17 protein-coding genes are annotated in these 16266 nt (G+C 43.1%); 12 read left to right on the top strand and 5 right to left on the bottom strand.

Going from position 1 to position 16266, the window contains the following annotated elements; genetic code table 11:
• The first annotated feature begins 73 nt into the window (after nucleotides 1-73).
• The 5 genes from Xentx_RS09525 to Xentx_RS09505 all read left to right on the top strand — a co-directional run bounded on the left by Xentx_RS09525 (nucleotide 74) and on the right by Xentx_RS09505 (nucleotide 5206).
• Nucleotides 74-1264: an isochorismate synthase gene (locus Xentx_RS09525; RefSeq protein ID WP_074020013.1), complete on the top strand. Its 1191-nt coding sequence runs from the start codon at nucleotides 74-76 to the stop codon at nucleotides 1262-1264.
• On the top strand, nucleotides 1261-2883 hold the full coding sequence (locus tag Xentx_RS09520; protein WP_074020012.1) for a (2,3-dihydroxybenzoyl)adenylate synthase: 1623 nt from the start codon (nucleotides 1261-1263) through the stop codon (nucleotides 2881-2883). Before Xentx_RS09525 ends, Xentx_RS09520 begins: the two co-directional genes overlap by 4 nt.
• A gap of 19 nt (nucleotides 2884-2902) precedes the next feature.
• Nucleotides 2903-3781 carry an isochorismatase family protein gene (locus Xentx_RS09515; protein ID WP_074020011.1) on the top strand — a complete coding sequence of 293 codons (879 nt, stop codon included), beginning with the start codon at nucleotides 2903-2905 and terminating at the stop codon, nucleotides 3779-3781.
• Nucleotides 3778-4551 carry a 2,3-dihydro-2,3-dihydroxybenzoate dehydrogenase gene (dhbA, locus tag Xentx_RS09510; protein ID WP_074020010.1) on the top strand — a complete coding sequence of 258 codons (774 nt, stop codon included), beginning with the start codon at nucleotides 3778-3780 and terminating at the stop codon, nucleotides 4549-4551. The genes Xentx_RS09515 and dhbA overlap by 4 nt, the downstream gene beginning before the upstream one ends.
• A gap of 160 nt (nucleotides 4552-4711) precedes the next feature.
• Nucleotides 4712-5206 carry a TIGR00645 family protein gene (locus tag Xentx_RS09505; RefSeq protein WP_074020009.1) on the top strand — a complete coding sequence of 165 codons (495 nt, stop codon included), beginning with the start codon at nucleotides 4712-4714 and terminating at the stop codon, nucleotides 5204-5206.
• A gap of 73 nt (nucleotides 5207-5279) precedes the next feature.
• On the opposite strand, the gene Xentx_RS09500 is transcribed toward Xentx_RS09505, so the two are convergent.
• The 4 genes from Xentx_RS09500 to Xentx_RS09485 all read right to left on the bottom strand — a co-directional run bounded on the left by Xentx_RS09500 (nucleotide 5280) and on the right by Xentx_RS09485 (nucleotide 9122).
• Entirely contained in the window at nucleotides 5280-5765 is a 486-nt protein-coding gene (locus Xentx_RS09500) for a tellurium resistance protein TerW (protein ID WP_074020008.1), read from the bottom strand.
• Between the two features lie 142 nt (nucleotides 5766-5907).
• Nucleotides 5908-6831, bottom strand: a complete 924-nt coding sequence (locus Xentx_RS09495; RefSeq protein WP_074020007.1) for an HpcH/HpaI aldolase/citrate lyase family protein — start codon at nucleotides 6829-6831, stop codon at nucleotides 5908-5910.
• Nucleotides 6831-7910 carry a cysteine protease StiP family protein gene (locus Xentx_RS09490; protein WP_074020006.1) on the bottom strand — a complete coding sequence of 360 codons (1080 nt, stop codon included), beginning with the start codon at nucleotides 7908-7910 and terminating at the stop codon, nucleotides 6831-6833. The genes Xentx_RS09495 and Xentx_RS09490 overlap by 1 nt, the downstream gene beginning before the upstream one ends.
• A 48-nt stretch (nucleotides 7911-7958) precedes the next feature.
• The gene (locus Xentx_RS09485; protein ID WP_074020038.1) at nucleotides 7959-9122 is read right to left on the bottom strand and encodes a phosphoribosyltransferase domain-containing protein; all 1164 of its coding nucleotides are present in this window, start codon (nucleotides 9120-9122) and stop codon (nucleotides 7959-7961) included.
• A gap of 343 nt (nucleotides 9123-9465) precedes the next feature.
• Here Xentx_RS09485 and Xentx_RS09480 point away from each other — a divergent pair, with 343 nt between their 5' ends.
• From Xentx_RS09480 to Xentx_RS09455, 6 genes are all read left to right on the top strand, one after another.
• A complete protein-coding gene (locus tag Xentx_RS09480; RefSeq protein WP_074020005.1) occupies nucleotides 9466-10053 on the top strand; it encodes a TerD family protein in 588 nt (195 codons plus the stop codon).
• Entirely contained in the window at nucleotides 10053-11213 is a 1161-nt protein-coding gene (locus Xentx_RS09475; protein WP_074020004.1) for a TerD family protein, read from the top strand. Before Xentx_RS09480 ends, Xentx_RS09475 begins: the two co-directional genes overlap by 1 nt.
• Before the next feature lie 31 nt (nucleotides 11214-11244).
• The gene (locus tag Xentx_RS09470; protein WP_074020003.1) at nucleotides 11245-11700 is read left to right on the top strand and encodes a tellurite resistance TerB family protein; all 456 of its coding nucleotides are present in this window, start codon (nucleotides 11245-11247) and stop codon (nucleotides 11698-11700) included.
• A 26-nt stretch (nucleotides 11701-11726) separates the two neighbouring features.
• On the top strand, nucleotides 11727-12755 hold the full coding sequence (locus Xentx_RS09465; RefSeq protein ID WP_074020002.1) for a TerC/Alx family metal homeostasis membrane protein: 1029 nt from the start codon (nucleotides 11727-11729) through the stop codon (nucleotides 12753-12755).
• A gap of 50 nt (nucleotides 12756-12805) precedes the next feature.
• Nucleotides 12806-13384, top strand: coding sequence for a TerD family protein (locus tag Xentx_RS09460; RefSeq protein WP_074020001.1), 579 nt, complete (start codon nucleotides 12806-12808; stop codon nucleotides 13382-13384).
• 644 nt (nucleotides 13385-14028) lie between these two features.
• Nucleotides 14029-14379, top strand: a complete 351-nt coding sequence (locus Xentx_RS09455; RefSeq protein WP_074020000.1) for a SymE family type I addiction module toxin — start codon at nucleotides 14029-14031, stop codon at nucleotides 14377-14379.
• Between the two features lie 127 nt (nucleotides 14380-14506).
• On the opposite strand, the gene Xentx_RS09450 is transcribed toward Xentx_RS09455, so the two are convergent.
• Entirely contained in the window at nucleotides 14507-15256 is a 750-nt protein-coding gene (locus Xentx_RS09450) for an SDR family oxidoreductase (RefSeq protein WP_074019999.1), read from the bottom strand.
• A 123-nt stretch (nucleotides 15257-15379) separates the two neighbouring features.
• On the opposite strand from Xentx_RS09450, the gene Xentx_RS09445 reads away from it, so the two are divergent.
• Nucleotides 15380-15715, top strand: coding sequence for a DUF3761 domain-containing protein (locus tag Xentx_RS09445; RefSeq protein ID WP_244149847.1), 336 nt, complete (start codon nucleotides 15380-15382; stop codon nucleotides 15713-15715).
• Nucleotides 15716-16266: the final 551 nt, after the last annotated feature.

Here is a 16266-nt window from a genome sequence, read left to right as displayed (position 1 = left end):
AATAATAGATAATTGATTTTTACACCAATCTATTTTTAACCAATTTTTTATCAAATAGTAACAGGGAAATATCGTGCTTAAGTTAACGACTGAATATCGCACATCCGAATTACTGGATTTTAGTTGTGATGATTTTGTGTTCCTGTCTTCAAATAAGAGCCTACATGCACGAGGACGTTTTGCCAAAGTCACTACCCCAGCCAATCATCATGATGATATTGATAATCCATTGAGTGATCATCTCTCTCAATTATTCCTGCAAGCTGAACAAGCCGGAATTAAAAACCCTATTGCAGTCGGGGCAATCCCTTTTGATAAACGCCAACCTTCTGCTCTCTATATACCTTATGAATATCATTGGCTGGAACGGGAAACCGCACATTTTTCCACTCGATCCTCTATGCCATCATTACAAATAAAGCAGTGGCATTTATGGCCGGAAAAAGAAGAATTTTGTCAGATGGTCTTGCAAGCTGTTGATGCCATACATCATGGCTTGCTTGATAAGGCCGTCCTTTCGCGTCTACTGGATATTAAATTTGATCGGAAGCCTGATTCTATCCAGCTTTTTACACAGCTTAATGCTCAAAACCCTTATAGCTACAACTTTCATATCCCGCTAGAAAACAGCACGTTAATTGGTGCTAGTCCAGAACTTCTGCTACGTAAACAGGGCAATACCCTTATTTCTCAACCACTGGCAGGTTCAGCACGCAGAAGTCACAATATCCTGGAAGACAATGCGTTGCGCCAATCACTGCTACATTCAGCTAAAGATCACCATGAGCATCAATTAGTGATTGATGCAATCCGAACCGCACTCACTGAACATTGTACTGAATTGATGATCCCAGACTCTCCTTCAATATTCAGCACCCCTTTACTTTGGCACCTCGCGACAGAAATACGCAGCGAGTTACGCAATAAACACACTAACGCCCTCTCTGTTGCCAGCTTACTCCATCCGACTCCAGCACTTTGTGGAACACCGAGAGAACGAGCCTACGAACTTATCGCTCAGCTAGAACCCTTCGAGCGCAACTATTTTGGCGGCATTGTCGGTTGGTGTGATGCTAAAGGCAATGGGGAATGGGTTGTTACCATTCGTTGTGGTGAATTATTCGAAAACCATATTCGACTCTTTGCAGGAGCAGGCATCGTAGCTGACTCACAACCCCATGCTGAATGGCAAGAAACAGGGGTGAAACTTGGCACCATGCTACAAGCTCTAGGATTATCTGACAGTAAGGAACGTGTGTTATGAGTATTGAGTTTAATCGCTGGCCTGAAACATTATCACAACGCTATCGCCAGCGCGGCTATTGGCTTGACCTTCCCCTCTGCGACATACTCAGGCGTCATACTGACAACGAAGATACTGCTCTGATTTGCTCATATCAACAATATACTTATCGCCAACTCAATCAACTCGTGGATAATCTGGCCGCTTCCCTCAAGCGCCGTGGGGTTCAGCATGGACAAACCGCATTGGTGCAATTAGGTAATATTGCAGAATTTTATATCACCTTTTTTGCTCTGCTGCGTTTAGGTGTGGTTCCCGTCAATGCCCTATTCAGCCATCAGCGTAGTGAACTATTAGCTTATGCCGAGCAAATTAAACCATCACTATTGATTGCAGACCGTAGCCATTCACTCTTTTCTGACAATGTATTTATTCACCAACTGCATACTCATTACTCTTCACTGACACACATATTTCTGCGGGGAGATAACGACAGCCCGATAGACCTAACAACATTGATTAATGAAAAAGAAAACCATTTTATCGCGACGCCCACCCCAGCAGATGAAGTGGCTTTTTTCCAACTATCGGGAGGGAGTACAGGTATCCCAAAACTGATCCCCAGAACTCACAATGATTACTACTACAGCATTCGAGCCAGTGTTGATATCTGCCATTTCAATCCTCAAACACGCTATTTATGTGCCCTTCCTGCCGCACATAATTATCCAATGAGTTCACCAGGCGCATTAGGCGTTTTTTATGCTGGTGGTCAGGTGATTATGGCCAATGATCCCAGTACATCAAGCTGTTTCCCGTTGATTGAACAATATCGGATTAACGTTGCTGCTTTAGTTCCTCCTGCGGTAAGCCTGTGGCTGGAAACTATTGCACTGACAGGGGATAAATCACCACTGGAAAGTCTGGCGTTATTGCAAGTCGGTGGTGCCCGCCTGAGTGAATCGCTGGCACGAAGGATACCTTCAGAGTTAGGTTGTCAACTGCAACAGGTATTTGGCATGGCCGAAGGGTTAGTTAACTACACACGCTTGGATGATGACGAACAAACTATTTTCACTACTCAAGGTCGCCCGATTAGTGATGATGATGAAGTGTGGATCTCCGACAGCTTGGGTAACCCACTACCTTATGGGGTTCCCGGTCTGCTGATGACTCGTGGGCCTTATACATTCCGTGGATACTACCAAAGTCCTCAATATAACAATCAAGTATTTGATGAAAATGGTTTTTACTGTTCGGGTGATTTAGTCATTCAGACAGAGAAAGGCTATCTAAAAGTTGTGGGTAGAGAAAAAGATCAAATTAACCGTGGTGGTGAAAAAATTGCAGCAGAGGAAATTGAAAATTTACTGTTACGCCATCCACTCGTGATCCATGCAGCCTTGATCGCCATCCCTGATTCAATCATGGGAGAAAAGAGTTGCGCCTATGTCGTTACCCGTGAAGAGGTAAAATCAGCCATATTACGTCGCTTTTTACGCGAGCAAGGTATCGCTGATTACAAACTTCCCGACCGCTTTGAAAACGTTCAATCCCTTCCCATGACACCTGTCGGAAAAATCGATAAACAGAAATTACGTCACATTGCATACAGCACGTTAATCCATGCTGCACCTTAACGTATCACAGAGGGACAAAATGAGTATTCCAACACTGAGTGACTACCTTCTTCCCACTCCTCAAGAATTACCAATCAATAAAGTGAATTGGCCGCTTGATAACAAGCGTGCCGCTCTACTCATCCATGATATGCAAAATTATTTCCTCAATTTCTGGCAAACGGATAGTCTGCTAGTGAAACAGGTTATCAACAATATTTTGCGTCTAAAAACAATGTGTAAAAGGCAGGGAATACCCGTTTTTTACACCGCCCAACCTAAACATCAGGATGATGCAGACCGTGGTTTGCTAAATGATATGTGGGGCGCGGGGATAAATCTGCATCCAGAGCAACAAAGCATCACTAACGCACTGACGCCCGAAAGCGATGACACCGTATTAATAAAATGGCGTTACAGTGCCTTTCAGCGTTCAGATTTGGAACAACAATTGAAAGACATGGGGCGTAATCAATTAATTATCTGCGGTATTTATGCTCATATTGGTTGCATGATAACGGCTACAGATGCTTTTATGCGTGATATCCAACCTTTTTTTGTCGCTGATGCATTGGCAGATTTCAGCCACGACGAACACATCATGGCATTACATTATATTGCTGGCCGCTGTGGTCGTGTACTAACGACAGAAACACTACTCAATGAAATATCTCCGCAACCTGAATGGACTCGCGAACGCCTCCGAGCTGAAATTCTACCTTTATTGGATGATGACTGTGGTGATATTGATGATCATGAAAACATGCTGGATTACGGTCTCGACTCGGTAAAAATAATGTCACTGGCAGCACGCTGGCGCTATGAAAACCATAATGTTGATTTTATCTCACTAATGAAAACCCCAACGTTGACAAATTGGCTCGATTTGCTGACTGCCAGCTCAGGATCCAAACTATGAAAATAGCTTTTGATTTCAGCAATAAACATGTTTGGGTGACAGGAGCCGGAAGTGGCATTGGTTATCACATTGCCAGTCGATTTAGTCAGGCCGGAGCGAAAGTCATCGGATTCGATCTGGTATTTCCCGATTCTGCTCTTCCTTTTACTGCTTATAAGTTAGATATCAGTGATCATATAGCCGTAAGTCAGCTTTGCCGTGAATTACTCGCGGCAGAGCCTCGCTTGGATGTATTGATCAATGGTGCTGGCATCCTGCGAACAGGACGAACAGAAAACCTGAGTTGGGAAGATTGGCAACAATGTTTCAATGTTAATGCGGGTGGCGCTTTTAACCTCTTCCAAGCCGTAATTCCACAATTTCAACGACAACGCAGTGGAAACATCGTTTCTGTTTGCTCTAACGCTGCTCATGTTCCACGAGTTGAAATGTCAGCTTATGGCGCTTCTAAGGCTGCAATGCGTAGTCTGTGCCAAAGTGTTGGTCTTGAATTGGCTCCCTACGGTGTACGTTGTAATCTGGTTTCTCCTGGTTCAACGGATACACCTATGCTACGCAATATGTGGCAAAATAATATGTGGCAAAGCGCTGCAATCAGGCAAAATATCATTAATGGTTTTCCTGACCAATTTAAGTTAGGTATTCCTTTGAAAAAAATTGCCCTACCGGAAGAAATTGCAAACACAGTTCTTTTTCTTGCCTCAGATCTCGCCAGTCATATTACCTTGCAGGATATTGTTGTTGATGGTGGAGCAACCTTGGGTTGGTAAGTAACAGGACAGATGCAGGCTCGCTATTATAACAAGCCTGCATCACACTGTGCCTGCTTATGTATAGTTCATCATTGAACACTTGGCTACGATATGTATTTCATAGCTTTCACACTCTTGATCTATACTATTGCCCCTTTTGTAACACATAAAAAACACAATGGAACGCTTTCTCGAAAACACAATGTATGCCTCTCGCTGGCTACTTGCACCGGTTTATTTCGGTTTATCATTGGCATTATTTGCCCTTGCGGTTAAATTCTTTCTAGAAATCATGCACATCCTGCCACACATGCTTTACATTACAGAATCTGACTTAATCCTGACGCTGCTTTCCCTGATTGATATGGCTCTGGTTGGAGGATTGCTGGTAATGGTGATGTTTTCTGGCTATGAAAACTTTGTTTCCAGCCTGGATATTCATGAAAGTAAAGAGAAATTAAGCTGGCTGGGGAAAATGGATGCCACCTCACTCAAAAATAAAGTTGCAGCCTCAATTGTCGCCATTTCCTCCATTCACTTGCTACGTGTCTTTATGGATGCCAAGAATGTTCCGGATAATAAACTTATGTGGTACGTCATTATCCACCTCACCTTTGTTTTATCCGCATTTGTGATGGGATATCTGGATAAACTTACGCGCCACAATCATTAAACGATTAATCATTAAGCGAACAAGCAAACCAACAATCATCGCCCTAATGCCAGTTGAACCCAACCGGCTGGCATTACGGAATTCGCCTTTTCGATGAGCTTCCTTTCATGGCCTCTTTTAGCAATTTTTCAATAAACTTATCCACAACCATTTCAACGACATCACTTCTGGTTGTCTCCAGGCGATTAGCCAAACTATCAATTTTTCTGATGACAGACATCCTTAGAGAAAGAGAAACCGGCTTTTTTTTCTCTTTATCAAGAAAAACATGGCTAGTGGCTTCTTCGGATTTAAAACTGAGATGCTGAGCAAGCAGTTCTTCAATCCTCCTTACATCTTTCTTAGTCAGAATCCCCTTATCAACTAACTGATAAGTATTTCCCATTTTGCTAAACCGGATATCTGCACAGTAAAGATCTCTCAATTCCCGCAATGCACGTGTTAATGTTGGCTCCGAACAATTCAGTTCCTTAATGATCCTCACCTTACTAACCGGTTTACCATGTGAAAGCAATAAGGTTAATTTGAAATTTCTAAATTGTTTGGGACTAAGCAGCATTTTTTATTACCAAGTCAGGGATAACAAACCCCAAACCCTCTATTGTTAACTACAAAATAACTTTCAGCATAGCTACTATCACAGGTAAATCAATATCAAAGCGAATGAAAAGCGTTAGCAATATTTTCGTTCGTTTAAGATCCTATGCTGCCTCAGGTTCTATACCATAATGCTCTACCCGTTCGAGAATATTCATCGCCCAGCGTTGATGGGTGGCAAGTTCACACATCATTCCCTGCGATTTGAAAACAGCTTTACTGGAATTAAGAATGGTCAGCGCCTCAGCATGATCGTGGGCACTAACCATCAACGCTCGTTGGATACATTTAATCTGCTTTGGGTGTATGGCGGTTTTTCCCACCAGACCGTGAACAATATCCAATTCCAGTTCTTTCTCAAGTAATCTCAAATCATCAATATGCTCACAAACTGGTGCAGTCAAGGCAAATCCCCGCGCAACAAAAACGGCAACCAACATCTTAATAACGTATCCCATCGGCCCATCATACAGAGTGAAATTACGGGAGCGCCGTAGGGACATAATATTCATCAGATCATTACCGCCAATACGCAAGGCAATAATGCGATCTTGGCAAGGGTGTTTTTTGAGAATGTCCGCAAGCTGGTTCATTTTCCGAACATCAAACACCTCTTCACTCTCCAATGTTGGCATAATGCACAGATGGGTTGAATTAATAACATCCCACCAGCCGGACAACGAAGCACAGGTAAATTTGGGCAAAACCAGCCCATCAATGGCACTGAGATTCACATTAGCAACCAGATAATTCGCCATTTTTTCATCACGCGGACGGATAAAAATCAAGGGACGATGGCGGTCGATATTGGAAGAAGAGATATCTGCTGCGGCCAGTGTTTGTATTACTTCTCGCAGATTTTCGATAGCAATGGGAATATCCTGCTCACTGACTGCATCTTCCAGACAAATAACCAGCGAGCGCAGATCAGGTATCTTATTCTGTAACACAATTTCTGCAATATCTTGACGGGTAGCTGGCATATACAGCGTTGCGCCGAGTCGATGAGGAGAAGGGATTGGTTTCATCACACCACCTTCTTAATAATAGTTACAGCACGATATTGACCGATTAGATCACCGACTTCCGTAATGACCACATTTTTCTGACGTGCCAAATGAACTAACAGGCCAACATCAGGATCATCCTGGGAACGCACGAGTACATGTTCTGGCACACGTCGTAATACTGCACGAGTTGCTTCTGCAATCCCAGGTTTAATACGGTTAATACTGTCAATCTGGTATTTTTCAGCAAGATTGGAAATCACCGTTTTACTCAATTGCTGCAAAAGTGTTTTTTCCTGCGGCAACCAAGCCGCTTCTGGTATCGCAGCCCAACCCAATCGATCACGACAGTCAGCAATAGTATCTACCAATAAACGGCTGCACTCAAACTTGATCAGGTGATCACACTGCACACAACCGTGCAATCCTTCTTCACACCAGATCGAACGTGATATCAATCCCGATACCGGCGCTCCCATAATACCGAAAGGAATCAACCAATCATCATCGCTGGCTGCCAACCACGAACAGCCACAAGGATCAGCCAATACTACCAGACGTGGTAGACCTGAATACCCCTCTCTTCCCGCTAAAGATTGCGACAATTCTGTGGTAATCGCACCTTTGCCTGTCCAGCCATCAACAAACACCACGCCATTCGTTCCATGTTTCTGCTCAATATACGATAGCGCTGTATTATCAATACCACGATCCCGAATAATGCTGATACCATAATGATAAGAACGCTTGCCCATTTCCCTGAGCGTTTGATGCAACATCACCCCCAAAGGAACGCCAGCCCTGACCAAACTGACCAATACAATCGGCATATCCCCAAAGCGGGATACCAGAGCTTTGGCGAGCATCACAACTTCCGTCGCCAACCGAACCGCCCCTTGCCCAAGTGCTTTATCAAACAGTTCAAGGTGATAAGACGTGGGTTCTGGCTCCTGACTTAACATATCTGAATAATGGCGAGCGCCAGACTGGATCAACTGCTCCTTAACATCTACAGGCGTCATCTCAATTTGAACGGGTTTTAGCAGGAATTGAACATCATCAGAAGCATAACTCCCAGAGAAAGAGGGAAAGCTATTCATTATTTACAGCTCCAAATAAGGCAGTCATTAATGTGTCAGCAAACTGGCTTAATCATATCCAACGATCTCGACAATCGGAGAAATATGGGCAAGCTGCGCCATCAACGCCGGATCAGCAGACATTTTGGGGGTTTCAAGACAGAGTAATATCCGATCAAATTTCTGGTGCGCAACATTATAGAGAAAATTCGGAATGCCAAGCCCATAATTATCCGTAAAAGCCATAACAGATTGGATGGCATGACCGCAAGAGATAGGAGAGCGGGTTGTCGAACCAAATACCACTGATACCCCTTCCTGCTCAAGCCGTTCAGCCAGCAGGAACGGCTGCCAGACAAATTCACTGGAACCCAAGACCAACACGTTTTCGCCTGTTTTGGCATTGATTGCGGCGCCAATATCACACTGAATTTCATCTAATCCCAACCGTCCCCAGCTCTGTTGACCTATGATGTTGATTTCTCCCCGAGCCGTAACATTGACCTGAGGCATCACCGGTACAGGGGCAGATATATCCGCTTCCCACTGCCAATTCCCCTCGAGCAAGGAAACCTCAGAAACCGGCAATGGGCTGCGTTTCACAACCGACTTTCCACTCCAGTCCGTCAATGTCACGGTGACAATATGTTCAATATACCCAAGCCCTGCATGACGTAGTGCATCCAGCAAATTAAGGAACGTGTTACCCGTGGTTGCTTCATCATCAATCAAAACCAGAGTCCGGGCATTTGCCACCCGTTGGCGCAGACGGCTTTCTGCTGGCCAATAAATCAGATGATCCGTAGCATGGCTGTGATTTTCCTTAAACTCACACAATAAATCCCCATCAACCGGATGGCGTGTCGAAGTCAGAAATATTGGCTTATCGACTTTGTGTTTCGTTTCCTGAAATACGCCTGCCGCTAGCCCAACAGCCGTTTCTGCCATGCCAATATATAGGACTGGGCCAGGAAGATTAGTGGGAAACCGTTCAGATAATTGTTGATAAATCGAACGCATGATCGATGGCTTGACCGGAATATGTCGCCCCAACACCTTACTGACAAATAAGAATGCTCTTTTGGGATTACGGCGTTCAGCGATATCAAACAGGGTTTCCAGAGATGCTGTGCCACGCGATGCCGTCACCGTCAATGTTCCGCTATTTAACTTTTTTTGGTAAACCCGTTTTTTATCAGCTTGTTTTTTATCAACATTGATGCCACTCAACATTGTCATGGAGATGCCTTTTCAAAAAAATCTCAGCCTAAGCTAATACGTAACTTTCAGCATTTGTTTTTAATTCGGTGAAATATACGTCGCAGTCTAGAGTTTCAAATAAGCACATGTCAATCATATTATGATTTTTTAGATCAAAATTTGTTTGACTTTTCCGCATGGAAAAGAAATCATATCAAACGAAAACAGATTGTTTCCTATCATACAGTTAACAACCAGACATACTGTTTATGGGAATCATAATATGACAGATTTAAGCTATCTATTTGTCATATTATGATTTTTTAATACGTGAAATTACCGTAATTCACCGACGAACAGAATAGAGGTGTCATTAATGGTTTCGTTAAGCAAAAATCAGTCAGTTTCGCTCGCTAAACAGAGCGCATCACTGGCTAAAGTGGATTTTGGTCTGGGATGGGATCCTGTGACCAAGAAGAAAGGCTTTCTGGCGAGTTTATTCAGCGGGGGCAATGACGAAATTGATCTAGATGCAAGCTGCATTCTGCTTGATGAATCTGGCAATGCCATCGATACAGTATGGTTTGGCCAACTGAAATCAAAATGTGGTTCTATACAACACACTGGCGATAACCTGACTGGGGAAGGTGATGGAGATGATGAGATTATCCGAGTCGATCTAATCAAACTTCCCACCAATGTTGAATACCTTGCATTTACTGTTAACAGTTTCCGCGGGCAAACCTTCAATGACGTTGACAATGCCTTCTGCCGCGTCGTTGACCAAAGCGGCAAAGAACTTGCTCGCTATCAATTGAATGAGCAAGGCGCCCACACTGGCATTATCATCTCTTCCTTACGTCGCAACGGTGGTCAGTGGGATTTCACGGCACACGGCGTTCCTTGTCTTGGACGTACCATTGACGCGATGTATCCGCAGATCGTTGAGACGGTGGTGCGCTAATGAATCTGACACCAGGGGGCAATGCCCCCGTTCCCAATCAAACGCTTACTGTGCGGGTTCTATCGGGTTCAACCGTTGATGTTTCTGCTTTCCGTCTGTATTCAGACGGCAAAGTTAAGGGTGATCCAGATATGGTGTTCTACGGCCAGCCGGTCAATGATGACAACACCATTCGCCTGACTGGCGGTAACATCAATACTTCATTCAACGTCAACTTGCCTGCATTGGGTCAAAATGTCCAGAAAGTTGCGTTCACCGCAACTTGCGACGGTAACCAAACGATTTCCAATCTGCGCAACCTTTCCATTCAGATCGAACTGAACAACAGCGTAATTTTGCAGGGAGATGTTGAAGTACAAGACCGTCCAGAGGCTGCCTTGATCCTCGGCGAACTGTATCGTCGCAACGGTGAATGGAAATTCCGCTTTATTGCCCAAGGCTTTAATGGTGGACTCAAACCACTGGCAGAACATTTTGGCGTGAATATTATTGATGATGCGCCAACCTCAACACCTGCTCCGACATCCACTACACCAGCTCCAAATAATGTGAATTTGAGTAAGGTTTCTCTGACCAAAGAAAAACCAACTATCAGTCTTAGCAAACGCGACAACTACGGTGAAATTCGCATCAATCTGAACTGGAGTCAAAATTCCTCCTCCTCAAGAGGCCTATTGCAAGGCATGTTCGGTACAAGCAAAAACGTGGATTTGGATCTCGGCGCATTCGTCCGACTACAAGATGGAGAGAAAGACGCTGTACAAGCACTAGGAAATCGCTTTGGCGATTACCGTTATGAACCGTATGTAGAATTACAGGGCGATGATCGCACCGGTCAAGTGCGTGACGGTGAATGGCTCCACGTCAATGGGTTTGAATGGAAGAACATCCGTGAAGTTTTGATCTATGCCTTTATTTACGAAGGCGTGCCTAGCTGGGACAAAACCGACGGTATAGTCACAATTTATGTCCCTGACCAGCCCCCTATTGAAACGCGTATGACAGAAGGCAACAACCGCAAAGGTATGTGTGCCATTGCCCGCCTTGTTAATGAAAACGGCGCCATCAAAGTAGAACGCATCAATCAATATTTCAGCGGACATCAAGAGATGGACAGAGCGTTTGGATGGGGCTTTAGCTGGACATCCGGCAAGAAATAACTCTCTATTTTACCAATAAGCGGAGGGACTGATGTCCTTTTTAAACAAAATCAAATCAGCATTCAATGCAGGCCGAGAAGAACTCACTACCCAAGTGAGTCGCTTCAAGAACAGAAAATTCATGGAAGGTACAGTAGCAGTATGTGCACACGTTGCTATGGCAAGTAATGGTGTCAGCGCAGAAGAAAAGCAGAAAATGATCGGGTTCATCAAAAACTCCCCTGAGCTGAAAGTATTCGATACCTCCGAGATTATCGAATTCTTTAACAAACTGGTCAGCAGCTATGAGTTTGATGATGACATTGGCAAAGGTGAAGCCATGAAATTCATCCTGGCTCTAAAACAGCAGCCAGAAGCGGCGCAACTCGCGTTACGTGTCGGGATTGCTGTCGCTAAGAGTGATGGTGACTTTGATAACGACGAAAAACAGGCTGCCCGTGAAATTTGCTTAGCCCTTGGCTTTGCACCGTCTGATTTCGAACTGTAATCGCAGATATTTAAGAGGCTTACTTCATGGTATCCACGCACATTGGTTTTCCGATGGAAACCGTTGCTGTATTTATAATTCTGTCGGTTGGTGCGCTCTTTATCGACCTCTTTATGCATCGTCATGATAAGCCGATTTCGCTGCGCAGTGCCGCCCTTTGGTCTATTTTCTGGGTCGCAATTGCTTTTGTTTTCGCGGGCTTCTTGTATGTCCATCACGGCGCAGAAGCAGCGAGTCTGTTTGTAACGGGCTACGCACTGGAAAAAGTTCTTTCCGTCGATAACCTGTTTGTCATCATGGCGATTTTCTCTTGGTTCGCCGTACCAGATCGCTATCGCCACCGAGTCTTGTATTGGGGGATTATCGGCGCGATTGTCTTCCGTGGTATTTTTGTTGCCATTGGAACAAGCCTGCTGGCGCTTGGGCCGTGGGTTGAGATCGTATTTGCGGTTATCGTTGGCTGGACAGCAGTCATGATGCTGAAAAGCGGTGATGATGACGATAAAATAGAAGACTATTCACAGCACCTTGCCTACCGTCTGGTAAAGCGTTTCTTCCCAATTTGGCCGAAATTGAGCAGCCATGCTTTTGTACTGAACCAAAAGGAAGTGGATGAGGAGTTGGCTAAACCAGAAAACGCCGATGTGAAAGTAGGTCGGGCGAGCAAAGCCGCACTTTATGCTACACCTCTAATGCTGTGTCTGGCAGTAGTTGAGCTGTCTGATGTGATGTTTGCCTTTGACTCTGTACCTGCGGTGATTGCAGTCAGCCGGGAACCATTAATTGTGTACAGCGCTATGATGTTTGCTATCTTGGGTCTGCGCACGCTCTACTTTGTGCTTGAAGCATTGAAAAAGTATCTGGTGCATTTGGAAAAGGCAGTGATCATTTTATTGTTCTTTATTGCCATAAAACTAGGTCTAAATGCTTCTGAGCACATATTCCACCACGGCTATTCGATTTCAGCCACAACCAGCTTATTTGTGGTAATTGGCGTACTGGCAGCCGGCATTCTTGCCAGTCTGCTGTTCCCACAAAAAGAAAACGCAAGCTAATTCCGTAAAATCTAGATAACTAACACGACGTAATAAGTGAGGAAATAACAATGGGTGTATCTCTTTCTAAAGGCGGTAATGTTTCTCTGAGCAAAGAAGCGCCAAGCATGAAAAACGTTCTGATCGGTCTCGGTTGGGATGCTCGTGCAACTGACGGACAAGACTTTGACCTCGATGCATCAGCTTTCCTGCTGGCAGCAAACGGCAAAGTTCGTGGTGATGCAGATTTCATTTTCTACAACAATCTGAAATCATCTGACGGCTCCATCATGCACACTGGCGACAACCGTACAGGTGAAGGGGATGGCGATGACGAATCACTAAAAATCAAACTGGATCAAGTTCCTGCTGATGTAGAAAAAGTGGTGTTTGTAGTGACTATCCATGAAGCACAAGCTCGTCGCCAGAGCTTCGGTCAAGTTTCCGGTGCCTTCATCCGTCTGGTTAACGATGACACACAAGTTGAAGTCGCTCGCTATGACCTGACTGAAGATGCATCTACCGAAACCGCTATGCTATTCGGTGAGCTGTATCGCCACAATGCAGAATGGAAATTCCGCGCAGTAGGCCAAGGCTATGCTGGCGGTCTGGCTTCTGTTTGTGCCCAGTATGGTATTAATGCTGCTTAATTTGGGTGTTATTCAATTAGGCATTTCAGTGTAAAGATTGAATTCGGAGCACTGAAATTAAAAGCCCTGCTTGATAATATCGGTAGGGCTTTTTTTGTTGTCCTACCTATTTATTTATAATTCATTTCCCAAAGTCTGAGTCAGAAACTAATCATTGGAAATATAGAGGTTGCCATACAAATATTTCTGCCATTTTAATTCGGCAAGGTTCTGGAATGCGTTTAATTTTAACACTCTTATTTAAAACTCCTTGGCATTTTCACGACATATAATGTCAATATTTATAAAGAGGTATAGGATAAAAAATATAAACTATCAAATAAACCAAAGACTAAAATATTTTATTCATCCCTTTAATAAAACAGAAAATCGCATAATTATTTAAAGAGTTATTTTTTGTTCTAACTTTTGGTACTAACTTCAGAGATTCATTTCAAAATGGATAAATATCCAGTCATTTTTTGCGAGTTGCTTCGCAAAGAACAACATTACCGATGGCATATTAGCCAACTAACCGCTAGGGTAGATGTCGATTATTAACAATGAATGCTATTTAGATGAAAAACACGTATGAATTCGCGGTGCAGTGCGGGCGAAGTGCTGATAGAGTATCGCAGTATATCCATAACACAAGGAACGTACAAATGAACCTTCATGTTTCATTTCGTCATTCTGACATTGATACCCCAGAATTAATACTGAACGGCAGTGCACTCAGCGATGCGGGATTTACCGCAAATGAATTATTTCATATCTCACAGTTTCCCAATGGCGTTATTATTTCTCTTGTTGATCCTAACGCAGATTTAGCCACATTAATCAACGAAGTGGAAAATAACCCATACCAAGGAATCGACAATATTCGTGAAAATGGTGAACTTTATATTGCAGGGGAGTGGCTAACGATCAGCAATTTAGTGGAACAACCTATTAACATTGAAATGCAACCTGGTAAGATTATTCTAAAACCTAAGTTGGTGGAAATATTGGCTTAAAATCAATTGTTACTACAAAAATAGCCTTCCATCAATTAGCCGGAAAAATATTAAGAAGAATTCCGGCTTTCAAGATTATCTGGTATTAAATGCCCGCTTATTCAAACGGCATTTCAAACTCTATAACCTATTTCCCACCAGCTAAATCAATAAAATTGCCTGTAACATACGATGCTTCATCAGATAATAGCCATGCAATAGCCTGAGCAACTTCTTCCGGCTGTCCACCCCGTTTCATAGGTAATAAATCTTTGATTCTTTCAATTCGTCCAGGCTCCCCACCATCGGCATGCATTTCGGTGTAAATGAATCCAGGACGCACAGCATTTACCCTGATTCCCTGTGCAGCCACCTCTTGCGCCAACCCAATTGTCAGCGTATCAATGGCACCTTTCGATGCTGCATAATCAACGTATTCATGGGGAGAGCCCAATCTAGCGGCAGCAGATGAAACATTGACAATGACTCCACCTTGCCCACCGTGACGCAAAGCCATTCTCTTAACCGCTTCACGCGCACAGAGAAAGGCTCCTGTGATATTAGTGGCAAAAATTTCATTTAACCGCTCTGCCGTTAACTGTTCAATGGTAGCTTGAGGCTTTAAGATCCCAGCATTGTTCACTAACCCAGAAATATACCCCAACTCTTTTTCAGCCCTTTGGAACAACGTTATCACTTGTTTTTCATCCGCAATATCCACCTGAACCGCAATTGCTGACTGCCCAAGGGCACGGATCATATCCAACACTTCATAAGCACTGTCTTCACGGTTACGATAGCCAATGCAGATATGGTGCCCCTGTTTTGCCAAACAAAGTGCCGTAGCCTTGCCAATACCACGGGAACCACCAGTAATGATCGTTACTTTTTTCACAATACCACCCCATACTAGCGTTATTTTTTATTCTCTATCGTTAAATTTGCAATCATAACATTCAAAACTATACTCCAAACTGCAAGAGTAGATTTCAGGTTTCAGTACTCTAATCAGAGGAACTATATGATGAAAAGCTTGAAGTTATCAGTTGCGGCATTACTGGTGTTGTTTTCAAGCGCAGCGCTTGCAGCGCCAGCAATATCAACCTCAGCCGAAGTCGCCTCAAAAACGACAACGGCAGTAGAACAAAATGTTAACTCAGCAAAAAACAAAGCTAATTCATTAGAGAAGAAAGTTACCAAAAAAGTAAAAAAGCAAAAAATATCAAAGAAGAAAAACAGCAATAACTTAGCTAAAAAAGGCGCTAATACAGCTCTTTGTAAAGATGGTAGCTATAGTAAGAGTAAATCCCGTAAGGGAGCCTGCTCTCGCCACGGTGGTGTTGCTAAATGGCTGTAAAGCTTTGTTGATTTTTTATCATGCATAACAATTAGGGGGCTTCGGCTCCCTGATTCTTTTAAAACAATTCACTCCCCAACCAGAAAATAATCTCACCATCATGATGTTAATTGACATATTTTCTTCAGTAAAAATATTACTTTTTATGATATATTAATGTCATTTTATAATATTGAAATTCAGATGAAAAACTTAAAACAAGCCAGAAAAATAGATAACCAAGAATGAACAATTAAATAATTTACAATAACTACAATAAAGCAAAAATTCACCCCCCTACGATAGCTAAGTTAAATTAGGTAATATCCAATTAATAACATATAGTTAAGTAAAAATCAGTTATTAATTTAAGTTGGATCCACAAGCAAAATAATATCATAAAATATAATGTAAATAACACTCTTCACCAGATAAAATCATAATATTTATTACATTAATTTACTCTGGAAAATAAAAAATATAGATATTTGTCAGTAAGGTGCTAATATTCGTTACAGAAACGAAACTTATGAATCACGAATAACAGTAGCTATATCTTACTTGCTCTGTTA

Source organism: Xenorhabdus thuongxuanensis, assembly GCF_001908095.1.
Lineage (GTDB): Bacteria > Pseudomonadota > Gammaproteobacteria > Enterobacterales > Enterobacteriaceae > Xenorhabdus > Xenorhabdus thuongxuanensis.
The sequence above is the reverse complement of the archived record's forward strand: the minus strand, read 5'-3'. Positions and strand labels throughout refer to the sequence as shown.